The following is a 24563-nucleotide window of genomic DNA, read 5'->3' on the forward strand; positions in this document are numbered from 1 at the left end:
GTTTTTATTCCTCCTGCCAAGAGATAACTGCAAGATTGTTATCAACCTGGATTTCTATTTTTTGATGATAGGTATCAACGGTACCGGTTGCGGTTACTGTTGCTATATTACCGCTCACCTCTACCGTTAGTATACAAGAATTCGAACCAATTGACAACGTTCCAACATAATCAACAAAATTATTGCGCAGACGCTCAAGTCCGTCTTCGATACAAGCATTGGCCAAGTTGCGAGCAATCGCTGCTTGAGTACTGCTAAAGCTAGATTGCAACTCATCAACGCCAGACAAGCTAATTGATAAACCAATCGCCAAGCCGGCAACGGCAACAATTAAAAGCGCGATCAATGCAATATATCCTTTTGGTTTAGTAGTATACATTTGTTTATTTCCTCCCCCGCAATTCAGCAGAAAATATCGCTGTCGTACTGGCGGCATATTCAGGCTGATTGCTTGGATTATCGTACTCCAAACGCAATGTCACGGCAACATTTTTCGTTCTGGCGTCGTATGATTGATCGGCAAAAACTCCGGTTACCTTAACCGAGGTGTCATGAAGAATAATCAGATTACTAAAGCCGACTTGTCTGGTCAGGGTGCTGTTAGCTGTGTCAAAATGCAAAGTAATATCATCACCGGGCATAGTTAACACTAAATTGTCATCGCTAATACTAGTGATATCCTGAGCCGCCCTAATGTCTTTGGTAATAATATTTGAAATAAACCGCAACTGCTGGTTAATATCTTGACTGGTATAATTTTTAGTTTGGCCGCTTAACATGTCAAGCATTAAATAAGAAATGCTAACCAAGATAATTGAAACGATTGCCAAATACAATATCAATTCAATTAAGGTAAACCCTGATTGTTTTTGAGACTTTTTCATTATGGTAAATAATTTATTTTGACTGATTCAAGACTTGGCGTGTTAACCCCGTCACCCACTAATTCGGCGCGATACTGCACCCAGCGGTTGAAGTTTAAATCAGCCGGAATAATTGATCCGCCACTATTGGTAAAGTAGGTACCTGGTCCGTTGTCACCGTACCAGGCGGTCCAGCTTCCGGGAAGACCTGCCGCGTCTGGAGCCGTTCTGACTTGCATTTTAATGTCACAATCGGGATTACACGACGGCACTGTTTCCTCCCAAGTGATGATATTAACTGATGCGTCGCCACCCATATCAAATGCCGACGATTCAAGCCAACCATTAGTTGCATACCCAGTTCCTCCAGCACCCGCCGCCTGGCCCCAGCCGATTTGAACATTGTCCAGTTCAACAGACTGTGCACCATTGCTGGATAAAAATGCCTTAAACATAATCTGCCCCGTTGTAGTCGGAAAACTGGCAATATTAGCATTAACTTCAACAGCAGTGTTACCGGAGTTTACCGGCACTCCCGAACTGGTCCAACTGGCACCATTCCAAAACTGCCAGGTCGCGCCGTTGTCATCAGAAAGCTGATAATAAATTTCACCGCTGTTTTTATTGGCTGTTTCTGTAAATGAAGCCCACGTGTCTAAGTCCGCTACAGTCAGGGCATTTATAGGGACAATTGATGGATTTGTTGTTGAATAGCTGCCCGACTCACTAATTTGAATTGTCTTTACCCAGCCGTCAGCGCCCGGACCAGTATAACCAACGGCCAAATAATCTGATGACAATGCGATCAGGCTTGGTGCATTAGCATTTACCGTATCAAATTCATACGTTGCAATAACTGAATCCGAGGTGTTCCCGGTGTTATCAACAGTAAACATTGCCACAAAACCGTCGTTACCGTTGCCGCGATAAGCCACGGCATAGTAATCGTCAAACCAATGAACAACGCTCGGTTCATACCCATTACTTGAATCAAACTCCAAGCTGTCAATTATCACGTTTGAAATATTACCCGCGCCATCAATCGCAAACGTTCGCACCCAGCCATCAGCGCCCGAACCGCGGTAGGCGACCGCATACACATCGCCGGCAACATGGATCAGGTCTGGCTCAAAACCGTTTGCCGTATCATACTCAAAATTATCAATTATCAAATTGCCAATGTTACCTGAACCGTTAATAGTAAAAGTTTTCACCCAGCCGTCATCTCCCGGACCCTGATAGGCGACCGCATACACATCGCCCGCAACATGGATCAGGTCTGGTCGACGACCATTGTTAGTATCAAACTCCAGCCGGTCAATCGTGGTATTAGAAATATTACCGCTACCGTCAATAGTAAAAGTTTTCACCCAGCCGTCATCTCCCGGACCGCGGTAGGCTACGGCGTAAACGGTCGCGGAAACCTGAACGATACTTGGTTCACGTCCATTGTTAGTATCAAACTCCAGCCGGTCAATCGTGGTATTAGAAATATTACCAAAGTTATCAATAGTCAGAGTTGCAACAAAACCGTCAGCGCCCGAACCGCGGTAGGCGACCGCATACACATCGCCCGCAACATGGATCAGGTCTGGCTCAAAACCGTTATACATGTCAAACTCCAGCTGGTCAATCGTGGTGTTAGAAATATTACCGCTACCGTCAATAGTAAAAGTTTTCACCCAGCCGTCATCTCCCGGTCCTTGATAGACGGCAGCATAAATGTTGCCAAAAATCGGCAACACCTCAACATAAAGACCCTCAGCGGTATCAAATTCTAGACTATCAATAAACGGCGAACTAAATCCGTTAACTGTTGCACCCGACGTTTTAAGCCGGGCGATCCCACTGCCAACCTCAATATTGTTTGCATCATAAACATACTCAGCCGGCTCTAAAAAAGTCCAGTCATAGTACTGGGAACAACTGATACTGATTTCATCAAGCTGAACAAACGCCGCACCATCGCTCTCTAAAAATGCCCGAAAGATTATTTGAGCACTGGTGGTTGAAAAATTTTGGATCGCTGAATTGACCACGCTGGCCTGGTTATAATCAGCCGGACCTGCAATCGTCCAACTGGCACCATTCCAAAACTGCCAGGTCGCGCCGTTGTCATCAGAAAGCTGATAATAAATTTCACCGCCGTTTTTATTCGCCGTTTCCGTAAACGAAGTCCAACGATCGATACCGCTAACTAGATGACTACTGCTTGGACCAATCGTCGGGCGAGTAGTCGGATAATTTGACGACTGTTGCCAATTCAAAACAACATTATCGTACCCAATCTGAAAGGGTCCGTTGGATGGGCCTCCGGGAGTCTCAACCCAAGCGGCAATTTTTAAATAGTATGTTCCGGCAGTTGCTAATTTTGAAGAAACATCAATATTAATTTGAGAATTCCAGCTCTGCGTCGACGTTATTTCGCCGGAAGACCAGACTTCTTGGCCAATCACCGGCGCACCGGGCGACGAATCAACAAAAACATACAGTTTAAAAGTATTAGGTGTTGCATCATACTGGCTCACCTGCCAGTCAAAACTTACTGTTGCGCTCGGATTATTAACAGTCGTGGTAAACGACTGATACCCATAGCCCCCTACTTCGTCATTGCTACCAGCCGGGACAGTAATATACACCCAGCCTCCTGGATTACCGCCGACAGATTGCCAACCGCCAGTAACGTCAGCCTCACCACCGCCCTGATTCCAATCAGCATACGACCAACCGGAAATATCGGTAGTAAACCCCGGATTAATAGTCAAATCAGACACGCCGCCAGGAGCGGAAACTAGTTGGGCAAATCCGCCGGCAATTTCAATTTCACCGGGAGTATACACATACTCGGCATCTGTGGTAAAAGACCAAACGTTTGTCCCACAACCGCCGCCGGTAAGAGGCGCCAAAGTCACCTGTCCGGCAGTGGCAACATTAACATTTCCGTCATCGCTAGCATACCGAGTATTGTCAGACCAGACGGTCTGCCCGGAGGCGCCAACCCAGTTCGTTTGAATCCAATCGTCAGTCTGCCAAGTGGTCAAATAGGAAACCAGCTCAACCAAATTGCCGATGCCATTAATCGACGTATAATCAACCTGAACGGTAACTTTTTTGGTGTGCACATCAACGACTGATCCTGGATCAGCACAATCAACAATTTCACCGCCGCCATCTCGACAAGCGTCAGCAATACTGACTGTTCTGGTATAATCATCATCAATCGCTTCGCTGGTGCCGGCAAACGTCCAATGCCCGCTTGAGTTATCAAGGCCATGAACGCCATTCTCCAATAAATTCCAAGCTTGTCGCCTAATTGACCACGCTGCTTCAATACCTTCCTGGGCATGAAGCAATGCCACATCACGCTGGCTCGCTTGGACATCGCTGCCATACGAACTCATTAATAAACCGATTAATGCCGTTGCAAATAAACCAAAAAGCGCGACGGCCAGTATTACTTCCACCAAACCGACACCTTTGGAATAAAATTTTTGACGGCTAATTTGGGGCATCAATAATACCTAACTCATTAATCTTAATTGTTTTGATGAACAGCGCTTCGGTACTAGTGACAGTCACCGTGCCAGTGGCGCTTGGTGTGCCTGAATATACACTAAAGTAAATTTCAGCGCCGAACGTGGGAACAACATTAAGTGCCGGCGAGTAAGTAATTTCCTGGTCATAATGCGGATCACGACTGACATACTCACTACCCTGAAAAATGACCATTTTATTTTGTGCTTCATCAAAATAAACCCCCCAGGGCATGCCAGTATAGCCATTAATTGATTGTAGTTGTGCTCGCCGTAAAGTTCGTTCAATATCATTAGCATAGGTTGTGACATCACCTGAAACCGAGTAAGAAAACAAAAAAGGGATGCTTAATCCGGCAACCACTAAAATTATCCCGACCGTAATCAGCATTTCAATTAAGGTAAACCCACGAAATGTCATACGGTAAATTTCATCACCTCTGGAATTGAGAGGTTACTTGGTAAATTGGAGTAATGACCGATACTGCCACAAAACCGACGATCAACCCAACTGTTAAAAGCAGCGCCGGTTCAAGGACTGTGGTCATATTCTTGGTGGCATTAGCCACTTCCTTTTCATAATAATTTGCCAAATAATTTAATGATTCATCCATCCGACCACTACGCTCGCCAACGCCAATCATTTTAATTGCTAGCAACGAAATCAATGGTTTTCGCTTTGATTGATTCAACATACTAATAACATCAGACATCTTCTTACCTTTGCGCACTTCCGGCAATACGTTGTTTAAAAGTTTCCGGTAAACATAATTATTGGTCGTGGTTATGGCAACTTCCAAACTACGATCAATTGTCAGTCCGCTTTTCAATAAGATAGACAAGGTTCTGGTGATTAAAACCATATTGTAGTTAATGACCAAGTGTCCGATTACCGGTAACGCAATTAATAACCGGTGCCAGTATGGTTTTGCAAATTTCTGGGCAACCAAAATTCGCAGTGCAATTAGTGTTCCAAGCAAGCTCAGCACAATCAAACCGCCGTGCTTATCCATTAGATCAGCCGCCCAGAGTAAAATTCTGGTACTTAGCGGCAATTCAAAATTGAGCGACACAAACAGTTTTGAAATTTTCGGCAACACAAAATAAGACAACACTAGCCCTAGGCCGAAAGTAGCAAACAATATGATCGCCGGATAAAATGAAGCGGCTTTGATGGTCCGACGTAATTCTAGACGCGACTCGAGTTCGTTTCCTAAATAATCAAGATTTTCTTCCAGGGTGCCACTTGATTCACCAACCTTAATGATGTTAACAAATAGCGGATCAAATACCTTTGGGTATTTTGCCAGTGAACCACCCAGGCTCTGACCCGATCTCACTTTGGCTAAAACGTCTTTAATAACAGAACTAAATTTCTTCGAGGCGGTCTGCTCGGCAATTACCTCCAACGCCTCATGGAGATTAATCCCAGATTTAATCATCGTTGATAAGTGTTTAATAAACAACACTTTATCAACCAGTGCTACCCGGCCGAAATTTAATTCAAGAATGTTTTCTTTTACTTTTCCCCGCGGAGAAATTTTTTTTACAAACCAACCCTTACTAATCAAAATTTCTGTGGCTTCTCGAAGCGATGAGGCATCAAGAACACCTTTTTGTTCACGGTTAAGCGCATCAAAAGCACGATAACTAAATTTCATATTTTTATTTTTATTCTCTGGTAGCGCGAAGAACTTCTTCAATGGTCGTAAGACCGGACAAAACTTTTTTAATGCCGTCATCAATCATGGTTTTCATTCCTTCAGTGATCGCTTGTTGCTTGATTTGATCGGCGTTGGCGCGCTTCATAATTAAATCTCTGATTGCTTCTGACATTACCAAAATTTCACAAATTGCCACTCGACCCCGATAACCGGTTTGACCGCATAATTCGCACCCCTTACCGCGATAGATCCGAAATTCTTTATTTTCGGTTCCAAAATGTTTATCGATTAATTCTCGGGAAAAATGTTGTGCTAGTTGTTCCGTGGTCACTTTTTCACTCACAATACAATTTGAACAAATCCGGCGGACTAAGCGCTGAGCAATAATAATATTAACCGTTGAGGCAATTAAAAATGGCTCGATCCCCATCTTTAAAAATCGCGGTAGCGCCGTCGCCGCGTCATTGGTATGCAATGTCGACAACACCAAGTGCCCGGTCATCGCCGAATTAATAGCGATATCGGCTGTTTCCTGATCACGGATTTCACCGACCATAATAATATCCGGATCTTGCCGTAATAAAGACCGCAACCCTTGGGCAAACGTTAAATTGGTTTTCGGATTAACCTGGACTTGGTTGACCCCCTCAATATCATACTCCACCGGATCCTCAATCGTCGCAATGTTAACTTCCCGACGATTCAAATTTTTTAATACGGCGTACAATGTTGTGGTTTTACCTGAGCCGGTCGGGCCAGTTGCTAAAATTGCCCCGTACGGCTTTGCATATTCTTTTTTCAGTTTTACCAAATCTTCATTACTAAAACCCAAATCCTCCAGACTTAGCTGGCGAGATTTTTCTGACAACAAACGCAATACCACTTTTTCTCCTTCAACCACCGGGATAATAGAAACACGGATATCCAAATTTTCCGCCTCAAACTTCATTCTGATTTTACCGTCCTGAGCGCTACGGTGTTCATCAGTTCGCAACTGGGACATGATTTTAATCCTGGTCACCACTAATTCATGAAAACTTTTTGGCAAATCAATAATGTCGTGCAAAATCCCATCGATGCGAAAACGTACCAGCGTTTTTTCTTCCATCGGTTCAATATGGATATCTGACGCCTTATTCTCATAGGCATATTGCAAGATAGTGTCCACAATTTTAATAATTGGTACATCTTCCGCCTTAGCACCGCCGGTGGCCTGTGAAATATTTTCTTGAATAATATCAGCAAATTCTTTCTTAAGTCCTTTTTGATATTTCGGCAAAGTGTTTTCAATATTTTGCCAAGTAGTGTAATAAGGAATCACTCGCTGGCCGGTTTTTTTCTCCACTAAATTGATCGCTCGCAAATCACTGGGGTTAACCATAGCCAACTTGATAGTATCTCGGTCGCGCTCAAAGGCAATGACTTTTTGATTTTTAGCCATGACGCGCGGAATCAAATTTAATACTTCCGGGTCAATTGGCTGACGATCCAAGTCAACAAAGTCAAACCCCAATTGTCCGGCTACCACCTGGCCCAGATGATCATCGGAAATCAAGTCGCTTGCCACCAACACTTCGCCAAGCGACTTATTGTTTTGCTCCGCAAAGCGATATGCCGCGTCTAGCCGCTCTTTTGGAATTAAATCCAATTCTTCAACCAGCAATTTTAAACGCTCGTTGGTTACTTTCATTATTTCTTTGGTAAAAGTTTGTTTAATTTATCAACCACGTCATCAAGACTTAAATCACTTTTTACAATGTAATCCAACACCCCCAATTTACGACCCTGCTGCATATCTTCGGGTTGGCCCAAGTTGGACAAAATTACCACCGGGATTTTGTTGGTTATCTCCTGATTTTTTAATGATTCTAACACCTCAAAACCGTCTATATCCGGCAACATAATATCCAATAAGATTAAGTCAGGATTTTCTGAAGCTGCCTTAGTTAACCCTTCTTTGCCGCTACTGGCAATTGAAATTTGATAGTTGCTTGCTTCAAGCATTTTGGAGAGCATTTTCCCCAAAAATTTATCATCTTCAACGATAAGAACTTTTTTTCCGGTAGCCATGAATACAAAATAATTATTAATAACTATATTATACCACATTTCTTAGTCCATTACTATCAGATATTGACAAAAAAAGCTATTTATGATATAAAACAATGATACCGTCTGAAACAGGAGTAAGGCGGTATTATTGCGGAATTGGTCCGCAAAGGTCCACAACTCACAATAAAGAAGGAGAGCAGGACACATGTTTGGAAAACGCGGTTTTTTCGGATTCGGACGTCAGGACGATAATTCGGGTGCCGGCAACAACGTTGAACCTTGCGCCATATGCGGCGTGGTCCACGAAAACCCGGTGACGGCGAATGAGATGAAAGGCATGGGCATGCTTCCGGGCCTGCTGGGCGCACTGCTGAGCGGCGGGCTTGGCGGTGGCATCCCCGGAGTCGATGTCGAAACCACCACGGTGATGATCAACCCCAAAACCGGCGAAGTCAAGACCCTGACGCGCGGCTCGCGCCTGGAAGAAGTCGACCTTTCGGCGTTCGATCCGGACGTGATCCGGCAACTCGAAGAGGTGGCCAATTTCGACCGCCTCGTCGACGAGAAGTCCAGCAAGGCATCCGAGCTACGGCGCGAAGTCTCCCTGTTGGAGCGTAACCTCCGTCGCGCCGAAACCCGCCTCAAGCATTCGCTCTGGGGCCAGGTCGACGGACGCTACTATGGCGACGACCAGCTCGAGATCGGGCGTGAAGGCGAAGAAACGGTTCGCATCAGCCGCCGCGGCGACCACATCTGCATCGTGGAGGGCGAACTGGGTCAGCAACTGATGTCCCAGCAAGACGCCATCGAACAGATGAGTGGCACCATCCGCGACAAGAACCGCGAAGCCGAAACCCTGGAGCGCGAGGCCAAGCACCAACCGGAGCTGGCGAGGGTGATGCATGAAGAGGCCACAGAGGCGCTGTTCAACTACCTGCGCCAGACCGGCAACCGCGAGCTGATGCGTCAGCTCATGACCGACCGCGCGTTCCTCCACGTCGACGAAACCGGCAAGCTCGGCATCTCTGCGATGGTCGACATCAACGAGCAGACCGACGGCGTGCCCGAGGAAATCCGCGACATGATGGCCGTGATGCAGAAGCATCACCCCAGCGGTCGCGCGCTACCCCCCGCCGTGGCCAAGCTTCTCGGCCTGAATACTCCCGAACTGCCGCCGGTGTCGGATGAACTGCCGGTCGGACCCATCACCTCTCCCGACGCCATCAGCGACGAAGGCGCGGCCGCCGAAAACAACGGCAAAGACGTGGTTCCTCCCGGAACCTTCATGGCCGACGAACCCGTCCTGGTCGCGGCCAACGAACCGCCCCTGGGCGACCCCGACGGCGGCAAACTCGGCGACTAGTCTAACAGTCGCCTCCATCGTACCTTAACCCCCACGCACCAAGTCATTTCCTCTCTGGAAAAGACCTGGTGCTCTTTTTTTTGACTCAAAATTTTTACTGTGATATTTTTTAGGGTAAGGAGGATTTTGCCATGTATGACGCCAAACTCAACGCACCACGAAAACTAGCGCCGGCTACAACTGCGATCTTTGAACCAAACCGTCACCTCAACCGCTGGCCCCAAGGCCAAACGACCACAACCGACAGAATTCTACGGGTTTTTGCCATCATTGCGAAAAAACCCCTCAACGGCTGCTGCGGTTGTGGAAACTAAAAAGCCCTGGAATTTCACAGAGCTTTTTTTATTTAAAAAAATTATTGTTGGGGTTGAGGTAACAACGACACTCGATAAATTGCAAACAGCAACACTGCCGCGCCAACCAGCTGAGTAACACTCAGCAATCTACCCCGCAAAATAAATTCCAAAATAATCGCCGAAAGCGGGAATGCCAGTTCACAGATGGTTGAAACTGACGCTGTTACCCGCTTAAGACCATAGTAGTATAAAAACATCGCTAGTCCGCCGGAACTAAATACAATAATAAAAAACGTTAGCCACTGTTGCGGCGCAATGGCTGGCAATTTAAAAATATCTTTTGTTGCTAAAGAAATCAGTAGCATAATCACCGTTGTCAAACCAAAGCGTAAATACGTCCCGGTCCGAAAATTCACCTGTGCCAAAGCTCGCTTGCCAAATACTGTAGACGATCCCCAGGCAAACGCCGCACCAAGAGCAAACAGTGCTGCAACCAAAGTTTTATCGCCGGTATTAAAATTCGGCACCAGACCGTCAAACGTTATGAAATATGTGGCCACAATTGCCAGGCTCGCCCAACTAAAAAATTTCTTTGGCAGCTTTTCTTTTAAAACAATAGCGGCCAGCAACAAGGCAAACACCGGTTGTAACTTTTGAATTAAAACCACAACCGACAAATTGACAAAATTAACATAAAATAGCGCTTTCGTGATGCACATTGTTCCGATTACTCCACCAAAAAGCGCCACCCAGGCAAACGCTCCCCAGTCACTGCGTCGTAACTTTTTTACTTCAGCAAACTCCTTGATAAAAAACGGCAGCATAAACATAAACGCCAGCGCGTGCTCAACCAACACCACTAAAGGCACGGGTAAAGTGTATAGCGCCGGACGCAACACCACGCCGTCTAACGCCCAAAAAAATGCAGCAACAATAATAAACAGGGGTCCGTAATTAATAAATTGTTTCATAAATTTATTTATAGGCCAAAAAATTTCTTGGCCGCCGTTACATCTTTTTTAATCTGTCGCTTTAAAGCGGCAACAGTTGGATATTTTTCAATATCGCGAAATTTAAAAATAAGCTTTTTTTGAACCCGCGTGCCGTACAGATCATCACGCAAAGTCAGTAAATATGTCTCGCAAGTTTTGTTTCGCAGACTAAACGTTTTCACCGGGCCCAGGTGAGTTACTCCGGGATACACCTTACCATCAATATTAACTAAAGAAAAATAAATTCCCCATTGGTCTTTTTTCAAACCCCTGGGGACAGATACATTGATTGTTGGAAAACCGATCCTCTTGCCTCGGCGCTGTCCGGTTTTTACTTCTCCTGTAATCGTCAAAAACATTACTTAATTGTCGTAATTATTCCCAAACTGACCACAAGCATTTCAAACACTGCTGCTAACACTGACATTAAAAAGAAAGATAAAAAGGCAACTGCCAAAAACTCATTAGCGAAACCACCAACTAGACCGATCGCTGATGAAAACAAAATAATTAATGCCAAAATTGGTAGCACGGATATCAAAACTACTAATGAACCATTAACCACTTTTTTATCCTTAAAATGGCCGCTGAGTAGCTGGCCAAACCGAAACCAAACCAGGGCACTGCTGGCGGCAAAAATAAATAACGACAATAACGGCACAAATGCCACCGCTAAACCCTGCCAATCAAAAATTTTTATTAAAAGCGAAACTCCAAAAAATCCAAACAAAAAAATCAGAATCAGCGCTAAATTAAAGCCGAATAAAATCAAACCATTTTTCAATATTTCCTCAAGAGCCTTAACCTGTCTTTTCTTTTTAAAAATATTGATTGAAAACATAATTTTTTTGATTATTTCTAAATTGCTTAAAAAATTCCCAATCCGTACAACCCGAAGGTGGATTTTTGGCGTTACTCGGCCGTAGCCCTTCTTTACTAACAACGAATAAATGCCGGCCGCCAATCCAAAAATAAATAATCCCGGCAAAAACGGCAGAAACACTCCCATAATCCCAACAATCATCACTAAAAAAATCAAAATCAACAATACCGCTTCGACCATCAACGCGATAATCAAAGAAAAATGTCCCGACATTTTGTTGGCAATTTTTCTCATTTAAAAAACAAAATAAAAAAATCAAGCAAATCTATTATACCATTTTATGGCAAAAAAAGATAGATTTTATAAACAGGAGAAAATTAATCCAAAACGTAGGTTTCCGGAATCGGCTTGATAAAGTTTTGGGCCAAAGTATATGTATAAGCCCCCTGATTAGGAATCATGATAATATCACCCTCTTTAATTGCCTTGGCATAACAGTAATATCCGAACAGATCATACGGAGTGCACAATGAGCCGTACAAATGACACGACAACTCTTTGGTGTCCGGTCGGGTTAAATTAACAACCGGATAATAAAAATATTCAAATAATTCATATCCAACCATATTCACACCGCCGTCTAAAATTACTAGGTCTGAGCGTTTGACATCCATAACTTTCAAAATCAAATGCATTGATTTAGTGGAGATCGCCCGGCCGGGCTCGCAATAGTATTTTGGTTTAATAATAGGGTCTAGGTGCAACTTGATTGATTTGGCGATTGCCTGCGCATAACCGGCCAGCGGCACCGTTTCAGTCAAATAGTATTTGTCTTTAAAATCAGCCTGCCGGCCAAAATGTTCAGCGGCCGCCTTAATCACTTCCCCCTGCGACGTGGTCCAGGGAAAATACCCCTCAAGCTGGTAGGTTTCAAACCCGCCGCCAAAATCGATAAATTTTATTTGTGACCGATCTTCTTCACTAAGCAGTTTCAAATATTTAGCTATTTCTTTAATCAGGTTCTGATACGGCTCAACTCCCTTATTCCAACTCATATGACACTGAATGCCCTGCAGCTGGATTTCCGGATATTTTTTAGCTTCATTTAAAAACCGCTTTAGGTCGGTCAAAGGGATGCCAAACTTATTCCAGGTATTATGATATTTGGTGGCAATCCTAACCCCTGCTCGGATAGTCGTTTTTTCCTGGCGCAAACGCACTCCTAGCCGCCGTAATTCTGTAAAACTGTCCAGATTAATAATCAGCTTCTTTCGGTATTTAATCGCTAAATTAAGCTCACGATCAGTTTTTGCCGGACCGGTAAAAATAATTTTTTTAGCGCCATATTTGATGGCTAGCTCAAGTTCGCGGCCACTAGAAACGTCCAAGCCCAAAGCCTGTCTAACAACCTCTTTGAGTAAAAATGGATGGGGATTTGATTTAACCGCGTAAAAAATTTCTAGGCGCGGAATTTGTTTAGTGAAAACCGACTTAAACTTTTTAATATCGGCTCGAACCGACTGACGGTCAAAAAGATAAAAAGGGGTTTCGTGTTTTTTAGCCAGTTTCAAAATCGCTTGCCGCTTTTTAAGGCTGGTTTTTACCACCGGCGCCAAACTGCCGCGCTTTAATTTTAAGTGTTGATCCAAATACTTAGATACTACTTTTTTACTTACAGCATGATTTTTGGTGAGCATATATTTAGTAGGTGAAATGTTGTAATATCATCTTACCATATTTATTAAGTTGCCCATGATGATCGTATAATCGAAAATTGGAAATTACGGTACCCAGCACCACACCTTTAGCTAACACCTCTCCTGGTTGAGTATCAGAATAAAAGATAAAATATCTGCCGCCACGGCTAATTTTTGTGATATCTGGCGTCACAAACCTTATTTTCTTGCCGTCGATTACATACACACCGCCCGGATACTGCTGACGAATTAAAAATTTGTCTTGGGGGCTTTGGATATACACGGTTGCACCATAAAAATTTGATTGGCGAGGAAACGCCGCAAACGTCGATCTTGCCGCCGGCTTGCGCGAGGCCGATAACATTGCCTCAAGGTACAACCGACCCGTATTGATTTGGGAAATAGTTTCCGGGAACAACACCAACTGACAGCTTGAGGCGGCGAGTCTTGGATTAGCTTCTAAAATCTTAACGCCTAAACGAGTGGCGATAAAATCAATATTAGCATATCCGACAAAGCCGAGGCGGCGCAAACATTCCCCTAAATGATAAAATACCGAATTAATCTCTGATGTTAATTTTGAATTGATTTCTTTAGCGCCAACCCACTGAATCCCCAAAAAATCTTTTTGCTGGTAGCGGTTTTTTTTACCGTACTGCTGACGGCGCAATGCCGATAATGCTGTCAAAGACGGACTGACAAAAATAGTAATGCCATACGATTGGCCCGGCACAAACATTCGTGCTAAATATCGCCGACTCCCGATAATCCGCCCGGCTGAAATTAATTTTTTTATTTCAGCGGCAGTTGAAACAAAATACGTCCCTTCACCGCCCCGAGATGAAGGTTCCTGCAAAACAACTCTACCTTTTAGTTTCAAAGCGGTTTTGCCAGGACGGATAATTTGGCTTAGCGGCGCTGGTAAATTATTTTTGGCTAAAAAATTATCAAACCAAATTTTATCTTCCAACTGCTTGGCTAATCTGAAATCAGGGGCAATCAGCGTAATGCCGTTGTCTTGAGCCCAGCGGTAAAATGACGGCTCAATGCCATGGTGAACCAATAGATGAGTGACTCCGGCTGTTTTCAAGCGTTGTGATAAATTTGATTTTTTGGCCACGCCTGCCAAATCTAGATCCGCCATAGACAGGCGGCTATTAATCAAATCATAAAAAATAAAGTCTTTTTGAGGCAAAAATTTTTTTGCCCAAACCGCTTCCGCCTTATCGCGCGGAACTAAAAATTTAAACCTGATTTCAGGAATCCTGCTCCGGCGCTCAATTACCAGGCCGTCTATTCCGCCGGGCATCAGGCCAATTTTTATTGTTTTATGTTTCACCGCGATTACCTTTACATCGGATTACTCTTAAGATGATAGTACGGTGGCCGATTACGATATCGGCTAATTGCCATAGTGATAATTTGTTCCAAAAAATCACCATACTCCAAGCCGCTTAGATGTGCCACCGAGGAAACACAATCATTAATATTAATTGAAGGGTTAGGATTGAGTTCCAAAACATACGGGTTATCATACTCATCAACTCGAATTTCTACCCGTCCGTAATCATGGCAATCCAAAATATTATAAGTGTCAAGTGAAATCTCTGTTAGTAACGATTCAAGCCGTTTGCTGATATTTTTTGGCGGGCGTTGAATAACAACCCCGAAATCTTCAACTTTCTTCTGGCCAAACTTCATTTCATTCGTGTAGATATGCCATTGCCCCTCAGGCATATTCTTAAATATCGACCGAGACAAGGGCAACACCACCAAATCATTGTCTTCACTGCCTAAAATTGACACATCATACTCATCTCCCTCAATATATTCCTCAATCAAAGCGGGGCTGCCGACATCAACAATGATTTTTTTTAACTGTTCGCGCAACGCTTCTTTGGTTGTCACGACTGAATCGTTGCTGATACCGATTGAGTTGTCGGTATTCGCCGGCTTGACAATTAAGGGGTAGCGTAAATTTTCATCAATATCGTCATCAATAGTATACGCATAATCCCAGCGCGGGGTTGGAATTTTATGGTATGCTAAAAGCTTTTTAACTCTAATCTTATCAATACACAAACTTAATGTTGAGGGATTTGATCCGGTATATGGAATTTGCAGGATATCGAATAATGAAGCGGCATGAGGTTCAAGCAGACTTGAATTATTAATTCGTTCGCAGACATTAAAAACTAAATCAACATCGCTGGCGCTGAGTTCTTTAAATGCCTTTTCAATATCATTAAAATTGAAAAAAGTTGTTTTGTAGCCGCGCTGCACCAACGCATCTTGGATATTTCGGCCAACAGTCGCCAATTCGTTTTCAACCGCGCCGTCCGACTCATCATAAATGTTGCAGGCAATGCCAATGTGAAGCTTGCGCTTATCTTCAGGAGTAATGCGGCGGAATTTTTCGATTTTTGCAGCATGAATCAAAAGACTTGAGGTCAACGAGGCTTGAGAAAAACTGTTTTTACGCAATGTTTTTCCGATTGAAGACTCTGAAGCAAATCGCGCAACTTCAAACTGCACGCAGCGCAGTGCTTTTTTCAGATTGTCTTGAGCATCCGGCATGCTGTATCCGGAAACGGTAACCCAGCCCAAATATTCGTACCCTTCCGGCGGCACCAAAACTGCGTCTGCTACTTTTTTAAAGAAATGAACTTCCTCTAAAAATTTGTACTGTTTCAACTCGGCTTTTACTTCCAGCTTTGACAAAATGCCTGAATAATCGGACAAAAAATATGAACCGGCCATATACTTCTTTGGCATTTCCGGCCGTTCAATTTTCGGGATATACATCCCCAAGGCAATCTTGACGGCATTCTCAATCAGATCCACCCCCCAGGCACCCTTTACAAATGAATACACCTCGTCGCCACCCATGCGTAAATTGACTTCAATCGGCACTGGTCCGGTTGGCGTTGATTTCGCCTCAAAATGAATAACGCCGTTTTGAACACCAATTTTTTCCAGCACTTCTTCCGCCAGCGAAACCAAATCAGCTTTGATCTTTTCTGATAACCCCGAAGGAATTGACTGGCCAGTCTCAATAAAAAACGGCTCTTTAGTTTGGTAGTTGTCAGAAATTGAATGAAATTTAATTTTGCCGTTTTGTAGCACAATATCAATATCTACCTCATCTCCGGCGATATATTCTTCAGCTAAAATATCAAAACCGTCAGACAATGCCGACTCCACGTGAGTAGACATATTCTTACGAATGTAATCATAGGTGTGAAGCATTTCTTCTTTGTTTTCAACTTTGACGACATACGCACTGCTCGCACCAAATACCGGCTTAATCACCAATGGGAAACGCAAATCTTCAGGTAAATTATGAATATCGGCGGCCGATTTGATCAAAATATGTTTTGGCGCCGGCAAACCGGTTTCGCGGCAAAATTCTCGGAACAGGAATTTATTTCGCACCTTGCGCGCCACGGCGTAAGGAATGCCTATAAAATTAAACCTGTCGGCAATCCGGGAAGCCAACAAGACATCATCTTCCCAAAAAGTTACAACCCCATCAATTTTTACTTCAGGATGGTCGGCAATGAAAGCCTTCAAGGCGCCGGCGACTTCGGCATAACTATTTTTTTCGGTTAAAATCCAATGATCAACATACGGCTGAGCCCAGTTTTTTTCTTTATTCAAACAGACAATTTTTAAACCAAGTTTTTTTAATTTCTGCAAAATAAATCGCTTTTTGATTGAACCGGTGTTCACCAGTAAAATCGTCTTATCTTGAAGCGTGGAAATATTTTTCATACGATTAAAGCTTTTTTATCTCCTCCTGATAAATATGAATCAATTTTTCTTTAATAAATTCAGGAATAGTGGCCGTCTCATGAATAGTCAAAAATTTTTCACGCAACTCTGGCTCCCGTTTTTCTGCTTCAACCAAATATTCCTCTTTAAATAAATCAATTAGTGCTCCCCGCGCCCCCCGGCGATATGCAAACAAAAACGACAGTAACTGTTCATCACGAACTGCTGTCGGTTTTTCATACACCCGTTTAACATTTTTATTAAATAAGGGGTACAAGTCTTTATATTCTTGCTTAAAGAAATCACGATTGAAACCAATCTGCTCTGCCCGACCGCCGACGGCGACAAGATACAAAAATGCTTTGGCACACATTGGACAGCCATAGCACCATTTGTCAGGGTCAGTTTCTTTAGGCGAACACGACATCATGTACTTTAACAGTTTTGGATAACGATTCACCAAAAGTGCCATTTCAACGATGTTATAAATTGGTTCAACCAGACTTGCAATCTGAATCTTGCCGGATGTCAAACAATCAAAAAGACGATTTTCTTCTTTAGCGTATAAAATACTCTGATCAAATGACGGATAAATCTTATATGAACCGTCCGGATAGTAATCACTAAAATTAGCCTCATTGCCAAATAATAAATATTTGGCGCGATAGTAACAGGCAAACGGCGCCAACTCCAGTGCAAATGCCAGCATACCGTTGGTGTTCTCCAAATCTTCAACTTTTCGCGCGAACTTTAGATCAAAAAATATCTCATCAATATTGTCAGTCAGAAAATCAATTGAAACATTTTCCTCCGCGGTGAAATCAGCTATGATGGCATTCTTGAATTTTTCTTCTGCGCTGTTTAACTCCTCCATTTCTTTAACGTATACTAATCGGAAGCTGAGTCCTAATTCCTGAGCCAGACCATACGACAACAAGCTGTCTTTACCAAACGACAAAGCTAAAATCGCTTTGTCGTTTTCAGTAGTAACCGCAATTGTCCCGTTGGTTAAATCAGTTTGTTTAAAAATTTCTTTTTCTTCGTTATCCCGATACATGTCTAGTAGCTCAGCAATGCTAACATTACTTAAATAAGCTAAGCGCGGAATGTCTCCCACAATACCGTAGCTGACCAATTCTTTATTTATCGGTCTAGACAATCGATAAGGCAAAACTTCGTCAGTCTGCAATGAAAGCGATTTGGTCCGGCAATAAATAAAATTCTCTGCCAAAACCCGTTTAGCCTTTTGGTCCAAAGTCCGATAGATGGCCAGAGGATATTTAACCGTATACCCTCTGCCCAAAATTTCAACACGAAAACCATCTTCATCAATATGATAAGAGATGTCTGTTCCCTCAACTTCAAAACGTTGACCCTGATCAGTTGTCATGAAAACCTGTACAATCGTTGAAATAAAAAGCTTTTAGTCCTTAAATTATAAGAGTTATTAAAAAATAAAACAATAGCTTTTGGCCCAAAAATGGCCTGACTACCAAATTTAAATATAATAAAAGAGCCATCTGCTCTGGGGGTGGGATTCGAACCCACAACCAATGGATTAACAGTCCACTGCTCTACCATTGAGCTACCCCAGAGCACATGGCTCTTTCTTTAAAATAACTAGTAGTCTTTTAATTTATCAATCAAATGATGCTTTTCAATTTTTTCCAGAGCCTTAGCCTCAATCTGTCTAATGCGCTCACGAGTAACATCAAACTCCTGACCGACTTCTTCTAATGTATGAGACACTCCGTCTTTCAAGCCAAACCGCATTTCCAAGATTTTCTGCTCACGCGGCGTCAGGTTCTGGATTACCTCGTTAACATAATCGCGAAGCAGCTGTAATGCCGCCGCCCGATCCGGGGTAACGGTTCGAACATCTTCAATAAAGTCTTCCAAGGTACTATCCTCATCGTCTTCACCAACCGAAGTCTCAATGGAAATGGTGTCTTGACTTATTTTAATAATATGAAGAACTTTGTCAAGCGTTTCACCCATTTCAGCGGCAATTTCTTCCGGCAAGGGCTCGCGGCCTAAATCCTGAATCAGCTGGCGTTCAGCCTGCTTAAACTTATTAATTGTTTCAACCATATGCACCGGAATGCGGATTGTCCGCGACTGGTCGGCCAAGGCCCGGGTGATTGCCTGTCTGATCCACCATGTGGCATAAGTTGAAAATTTATAGCCGCGACGGTAGTCAAATTTCTCAACCGCCCGAAACAAACCAATATTGCCCTCTTGGATTAAATCCAATAAGGATAAACTCTTACCGGTAAACCGTTTGGCAATTGAAACAACCAACCGCAAGTTGGCTTCAATCAATCGGCGTTTAGCTTCCTTATCGCCACGTTCGGCTTTTTTGGCCAAAGTGATTTCTTCTTCCGGCTTCAATAGCGGCACTTTTCCGATTTCACGCAAATACATTTGGATTGAATCAGCAGAAATATCGGAAATATCAATCCGCTTTTTCTGCTTGTTATTCAAGCCCACCTTAGTTAAAATCTCATTTCGCTTTTCATCACTATCAAGCAGCCCAGTTTCTGATTCAATAATTGTGACGCCCAACTGATCAACTTTATACAAAAAGAATTCATACTCGTCCAAATATTCTTCAACTTCCGGAAAAGCATACAATAATTCCGTTTCCGTAATAAACGTTCTGGTTCGACCCTTATTAAGCAGCTTTTCAATAAGCTGCTCGTTTGGCCGCGACTTACTTTTACGCACACCCTTAAGGTCAACTTTCTTTTTTGAAACCTTTTCGGCCTTCTTGCCTTTTTTAGCCACCGGTTTTGCTTTGGCTGCTTTTTTGGCAGCTGGTTTTTTTATTGTCGACTTCTTTTTAGGTGACATGAAATAAAAAATTATTTTAAAATTTAGCCCAATATATTAAGTTTGGTGAGCACCTGGGTATATTCCGCCATCAAGGCTTTAACTTTCTCATCCTGTTTATCGTCTTCCGCCTGCTTAATCTGGGTGCTGATGCGCCTCAAGCTTTCTGAGTAATACGCTTTTTTGGCAAAATTAATTGATGTCATAAGTTCCCGACTAATGGCATCAGAATCAAAATCAAAAAAATCCTTCTCAATTAAGAGAACGAGTTTATCTGCTAGTTGGTCCAGTTTACTCTCTTTAAGCACTGCCTGAAAACTGGAATAATCAAATGCTTTAACATCTCCTTGAATGTTTTCAGTATAATAAATTATCAATCGTTTGTAAAGGTCTTGTAGAGTTGCTTCTTCAATAATGTCAGGACTCAGGTTATTCACCAAATATTCAAGGTTGTCAGGATACTTTAAGGCGATACCGATAATTTGTTCAACCAGCATCAATGATCGACTCCGAACCCTGGCTTTAGCTTCTTGAATGGTTCGAGTTTGCGGTTTTGGTTCACCAGGTGTCAAAGAATCGCGCAAAATGTTTTCAGCAACATTAAGCCGGCCGGCCAATTTTTGCAGCCAATGGGTTTGCTCAATTTTATTGCCAATTTTTGCAATAACCGGCAATAAAATTTTGGCTGCTTGTTTTTTATCCTCAACTTTTTCCAAACTTAAATTCGCAAAAGTCTGACTAAAATAATAATCCATGATTGATCTGGCTTCAGTCACGGCCTTAAACCAGTCTTGCGGATTGTTTTTAATACACGCATCCGGATCTTTGCCGCTGGGTAGAATAATCACCCTAACACTCATCTCTTCTGCCAAAGCCAAGTCAATACCTCTTTTAGCGGCGACCTGGCCGGCGGCATCGGCATCAAAAGCCATTGCCAAATTTTTAGTATAGCGTTTTAAAATTCTGATCTGATCAAGCGTCAGCGCTGTCCCGGAGCTAGCAATCACGTTTTTGGTTCCGGCCTGATACGCCGACAGGGCGTCCATTTGTCCCTCAACAATAATAGCCGAGTCTTTGCTTTTAATTTCATTTTTGGCTTTGTCCAGGTTAAACAAGGCTAAACTTTTGTTATACACTATTGTTTGGGGAGTATTGATATATTTTCCGCCCTTTTCATCCGCCTTAAGCGTCCGACCGGAAAAACCAATAGTACTGCCATGCAAATCGTTAATCGGAAACATCAGACGGTCGCGAAATCGATCATAAAATCCTTGTCCCCGCTCCTTTTTTACCGACAGCCCGGCCAAAAAAATATCTTGATCCGTAAACTTTTTTGATTTTAAAAATTGTATTACCGCGTCCCAGGAATCAACAGCATACCCGATTTGAAACTCGCTAACCATCTGTTCGCTCACCCCGCGGCGTTTAAGGTATTCGCGAGCCTTAACAGCTTGGGCCGATTCCAAAAGCGTTTGGTGCCAAAATCGGCTGGCTGATTGCAAAATATCCAACAGTCTATTTTTCTGGCTTTCCAGTTTCGGATCTTGTGCCACCAACGTCACACCCGCCTTCTGGGCAAGAATTCGCAGGGCTTCAATAAATTCAATGTTTTCCATCTTTTGAACAAAACTCAAAATATCGCCACCCTCATTACAACCAAAACAATGCCAAATCTGCTTATCTTTAGACACCATAAAAGACGGACTCTTTTCATTATGAAAAGGGCACAAAGCCCTCCAATTATTCGGCCCGGCTGGTTTGAGCCTGATATATTCAGAAATCAGCTCAACGATGTCAATTCTGGCCTTTATTTCTTCAATTTGTCCTGGCATAGAGCATACTCATTTTACTGAATTGACCTAATTTAAGCAAGAAATTGACTAATCAAGACTTTTTTGCTTTAATACATTAGTATCTCCTGCAGAACGGAAGGGTGACAGAGTGGTCGAATGTGACGGTCTTGAAAACCGTTGAGGCGCAAAACGTCTCCGTGGGTTCGAATCCCACCCCTTCCGTCCTGCAGAAGATCTCCAAACACCCGACTGATATCATTCTGTCGGGTTTTTTGATAAAATTAAATCAGTATTACTCTTACGACTCTATGGAAAAAAACACCTCGCCCTTTGAATACGCCACCATCAATATTAAGGAATTGCTTAGTGTCCTTAATACCAGTCAAACCAAAGGTCTTGACAGCAAAGAAGCTAAAAAAAGGTCTTCTCAGGCGGGCCCCAACCAGTTGGAAAATCATCAAACAAAATGGTGGCATATTTTAGGCAGACAGTTTAAATCTCCTTTTATCTACTTACTAATCGCCGCCGGGCTGGTGGCGTTCTCACTGGGCGGGCAGCTTGATGCCGCGTTTATTTTTATTTTTATTTTTATTAATACTGTACTTGGTTTCTACCAAGAATTTCGGTCCGATCGATCACTGAAACTACTTAAGAATTATTTAGTAGCTCACACCACTGTTATTCGTTCAGGCCACCACGAAAATATTGATGTTCGGCAACTCGTCGTCGGCGATGTCGTTGATCTAAAATCAGGTGACATTGTTCCGGCCGACTGTCGAGTTTTAAAAACGGAAGGCTTAAGTGTCAATGAATCAATCCTGACCGGTGAATCAATAACCGTCAACAAAATTCCGGAAGTCTTAGACCAAAAACCGACTGAAATTTATCAAGCAAGAAATATCATTTTTGCCGGTACTACAATTGCGTCCGGATCAGTGAAAGCCGTAGTCGTCGGTATTGGCCGTGCGACCACAATTGGCTCCATTGCCAAACTAACGGCCGAAACCGCCAAGGAAAGTGAATTTTCTAAGGGCATCGGCAAACTAAGCTCATTTATCCTGCGCTTAGTATCTTTGACGATTGTAATCGTTTTTTTGGCAAACATTATCGTCAAAGGTGACCAAGTCAACGTTGGCCAGCTTTTGGTTTTCTCCATCGCCTTAGCCGTATCCGTCATCCCTGAAGCACTGCCGGTTGTCTCCACTTTTTCGCTATCGCGCGGCGCATTATTACTGGCAAAAAAGAAGGTAGTTGTGAAACGACTGTCAGCGATTGAAGACTTGGGCGGCATTGATGTGCTGTGTACCGACAAAACCGGTACCATCACCGAAAACCGCCTAACCATCGTTGATCAACTAAAGGCTCAAAATCATAACCATCTTGTGGCCTATGGCGCGCTGAGTGCTCCTGAGCTAAAAACTAAAAAATCAGCCGACCCATTTGATACCGCCTTCAGTTTGGCGTTAACTGCTGAGGATAAAAAATTTATCAGATCCTGCAAACTAGTTGAAGAAATCCCATTTGATCCGATTAGAAGGCGAAACAGCGTCTTGGTAAAACATGAAAACAAAAATCTTTTGATCGTCCGCGGCGCTCCGGAGGAATTAATCAAACTCAGCATCAAAAAAAAATCTGGCGCATACCACGCTTGGATTAAAGATCAAGGCAAGCTCGGTCGCCGCGTTTTAGCTTTGGCCACCAAAGAGCTTGGCGAAAATCAAACCGTTGATCTCTTTGCTCAAGAACACGATCTTGATCTGGCTGGCTTTATCGCCTTTGAAGATCCAATCAAATCTACCACCAAACAGGCGGTAACCAAGGCCCGTGATTTGGGAGTTCAGGTTAAAATTATTACCGGCGACGCACCGGAAGTAGCCGGCGCCGTAGCCGTTCATATTGGGCTAATTGACGACCCGACAAAAGTTATTACCGGCGACCAGTTTAATGATTTAGATCCGGAACAACAAAAACACGCCGCCGAAACATACGCAGTCTTTGCCCGAATTTCACCGGAACAAAAACACCAGATTGTTTCATTATTGGATCAGACCCGTAGCGTCGGCTTTTTGGGCGAAGGAGTCAACGACGCTCCCGCACTCAAAGCCGCAACCGTTTCCCTGGTTGTTCAAAGCGGCTCGGATATTTCACGCGAAGCCGCCGACGTCATCCTGCTACAAAAAAGTCTGGCGGTGATTATTGATGGCATTCAGGAAGGCCGACAAGTCTTTGCCAACACTCTTAAATACATTCGGGCGACGCTTTCCTCAAACTTTGGTAATTTTTATGCGGTTGCTATCAGCTCGCTTTTTATTGATTTTCTACCGATGCTTCCTGTCCAAATCCTACTGTTAAATCTATTGTCTGATTTCCCAATGATCAGTATTGCCGCTGACACTACCGGCCCTGAGGATGTTGCCCGACCCCAGCGCTACAACATTAAAGAGTTGGCGATGACTTCAAGCCTACACGGCATTATTAGCACCGTCTTTGATTTTATTTTCTTTGCCCTATACTTTCGCATTTCCGCCGACGTACTGCAAACCAACTGGTTTGTCGCCAGCATTATCACCGAACTCGTATTCTTATTTTCAATTCGGACCAAAAAATTTGCATTAACGGCCCCGCGTCCCGCACCGTTGATTATTTGGCTTTCAAGCCTGGCGTTTATGGCGACGTTGATTATACCGTTTACCGCCATCGGACACGATGTCTTCCACTTTGTTTCACCGTCGATTAATCACCTGGCCACGATCCTTATTTTAACCGCCGTCTACTTTATGGTTAACGAAATCGTTAAACTGTTTTACCAGCGAATCTTCAACAACCAGCTTGAAAAAACCGCCTAAATTATTTATAATAATGAAGTCTTAATCACCTAAAG

The 24563-nt window shown here is 43.3% G+C and carries 18 protein-coding genes and 2 tRNA genes; 3 read left to right on the forward strand and 17 right to left on the reverse strand.

Annotation, left to right across the window (positions count from 1 at the left end):
- Positions 1-4: 4 nt before the first annotated feature.
- Genes HUU49_02575 through HUU49_02605 form a run of 7 tightly spaced genes read right to left on the reverse strand, consistent with a single transcriptional unit; the run spans position 5 to position 8130 of the window.
- Positions 5-379: a hypothetical protein gene (locus tag HUU49_02575; GenBank protein ID NUM25492.1), complete on the reverse strand. Its 375-nt coding sequence runs from the start codon at positions 377-379 to the stop codon at positions 5-7.
- A gap of 4 nt (positions 380-383) precedes the next feature.
- Entirely contained in the window at positions 384-884 is a 501-nt protein-coding gene (locus HUU49_02580; GenBank protein NUM25493.1) for a type II secretion system protein, read from the reverse strand.
- Positions 884-4375, reverse strand: coding sequence for a hypothetical protein (locus HUU49_02585; protein NUM25494.1), 3492 nt, complete (start codon positions 4373-4375; stop codon positions 884-886). The genes HUU49_02580 and HUU49_02585 overlap by 1 nt, the downstream gene beginning before the upstream one ends.
- Positions 4362-4817, reverse strand: a complete 456-nt coding sequence (locus HUU49_02590) for a type II secretion system protein (protein ID NUM25495.1) — start codon at positions 4815-4817, stop codon at positions 4362-4364. Before HUU49_02590 ends, HUU49_02585 begins: the two co-directional genes overlap by 14 nt.
- A gap of 13 nt (positions 4818-4830) precedes the next feature.
- On the reverse strand, positions 4831-6057 hold the full coding sequence (locus HUU49_02595) for a type II secretion system F family protein (protein NUM25496.1): 1227 nt from the start codon (positions 6055-6057) through the stop codon (positions 4831-4833).
- Positions 6058-6067: 10 nt separating this feature from the next.
- Positions 6068-7750, reverse strand: a complete 1683-nt coding sequence (locus HUU49_02600) for a type II/IV secretion system protein (GenBank protein NUM25497.1) — start codon at positions 7748-7750, stop codon at positions 6068-6070.
- Positions 7750-8130, reverse strand: coding sequence for a response regulator (locus HUU49_02605; GenBank protein NUM25498.1), 381 nt, complete (start codon positions 8128-8130; stop codon positions 7750-7752). Before HUU49_02605 ends, HUU49_02600 begins: the two co-directional genes overlap by 1 nt.
- A 187-nt stretch (positions 8131-8317) precedes the next feature.
- On the opposite strand from HUU49_02605, the gene HUU49_02610 reads away from it, so the two are divergent.
- The gene (locus tag HUU49_02610) at positions 8318-9475 is read left to right on the forward strand and encodes a hypothetical protein (protein NUM25499.1); all 1158 of its coding nucleotides are present in this window, start codon (positions 8318-8320) and stop codon (positions 9473-9475) included.
- 355 nt (positions 9476-9830) lie between these two features.
- Here the strand turns inward: HUU49_02610 and HUU49_02615 are convergent, their stop codons facing one another.
- The 10 genes from HUU49_02615 to HUU49_02660 form a co-directional block, all read right to left on the reverse strand.
- Positions 9831-10742: a DMT family transporter gene (locus tag HUU49_02615; GenBank protein ID NUM25500.1), complete on the reverse strand. Its 912-nt coding sequence runs from the start codon at positions 10740-10742 to the stop codon at positions 9831-9833.
- Between the two features lie 8 nt (positions 10743-10750).
- The gene (locus HUU49_02620) at positions 10751-11116 is read right to left on the reverse strand and encodes a hypothetical protein (protein NUM25501.1); all 366 of its coding nucleotides are present in this window, start codon (positions 11114-11116) and stop codon (positions 10751-10753) included.
- Positions 11117-11121: 5 nt separating this feature from the next.
- Positions 11122-11880: a hypothetical protein gene (locus tag HUU49_02625; GenBank protein NUM25502.1), complete on the reverse strand. Its 759-nt coding sequence runs from the start codon at positions 11878-11880 to the stop codon at positions 11122-11124.
- An 83-nt stretch (positions 11881-11963) separates the two neighbouring features.
- On the reverse strand, positions 11964-13283 hold the full coding sequence (locus HUU49_02630; GenBank protein NUM25503.1) for an alanine racemase: 1320 nt from the start codon (positions 13281-13283) through the stop codon (positions 11964-11966).
- A gap of 4 nt (positions 13284-13287) precedes the next feature.
- Positions 13288-14622, reverse strand: a complete 1335-nt coding sequence (locus tag HUU49_02635) for an ATP-grasp domain-containing protein (protein ID NUM25504.1) — start codon at positions 14620-14622, stop codon at positions 13288-13290.
- 11 nt (positions 14623-14633) lie between these two features.
- On the reverse strand, positions 14634-17057 hold the full coding sequence (locus HUU49_02640) for an ATP-grasp domain-containing protein (protein NUM25505.1): 2424 nt from the start codon (positions 17055-17057) through the stop codon (positions 14634-14636).
- A 4-nt stretch (positions 17058-17061) separates the two neighbouring features.
- Positions 17062-18447, reverse strand: coding sequence for a hypothetical protein (locus HUU49_02645; GenBank protein ID NUM25506.1), 1386 nt, complete (start codon positions 18445-18447; stop codon positions 17062-17064).
- A 133-nt stretch (positions 18448-18580) separates the two neighbouring features.
- Positions 18581-18652, reverse strand: a tRNA-Asn gene (locus tag HUU49_02650).
- Positions 18653-18677: 25 nt separating this feature from the next.
- Positions 18678-19910 (reverse strand): sigma-70 family RNA polymerase sigma factor, encoded by a 1233-nt coding sequence (locus HUU49_02655; protein ID NUM25507.1) that lies wholly within the window; start codon positions 19908-19910, stop codon positions 18678-18680.
- A gap of 23 nt (positions 19911-19933) precedes the next feature.
- Positions 19934-21721 (reverse strand): DNA primase, encoded by a 1788-nt coding sequence (locus tag HUU49_02660; protein NUM25508.1) that lies wholly within the window; start codon positions 21719-21721, stop codon positions 19934-19936.
- Between the two features lie 95 nt (positions 21722-21816).
- Here HUU49_02660 and HUU49_02665 point away from each other — a divergent pair.
- Positions 21817-21904, forward strand: a tRNA-Ser gene (locus HUU49_02665).
- Between the two features lie 86 nt (positions 21905-21990).
- Positions 21991-24528, forward strand: a complete 2538-nt coding sequence (locus HUU49_02670; protein NUM25509.1) for an HAD-IC family P-type ATPase — start codon at positions 21991-21993, stop codon at positions 24526-24528.
- Positions 24529-24563 lie beyond the last annotated feature (35 nt).

The sequence above is a fragment of the Candidatus Buchananbacteria bacterium genome (assembly GCA_013359225.1).
In the GTDB taxonomy this organism is placed as follows: Bacteria; Patescibacteriota; Patescibacteriia; order Buchananbacterales; family UBA6539; genus JABWCG01.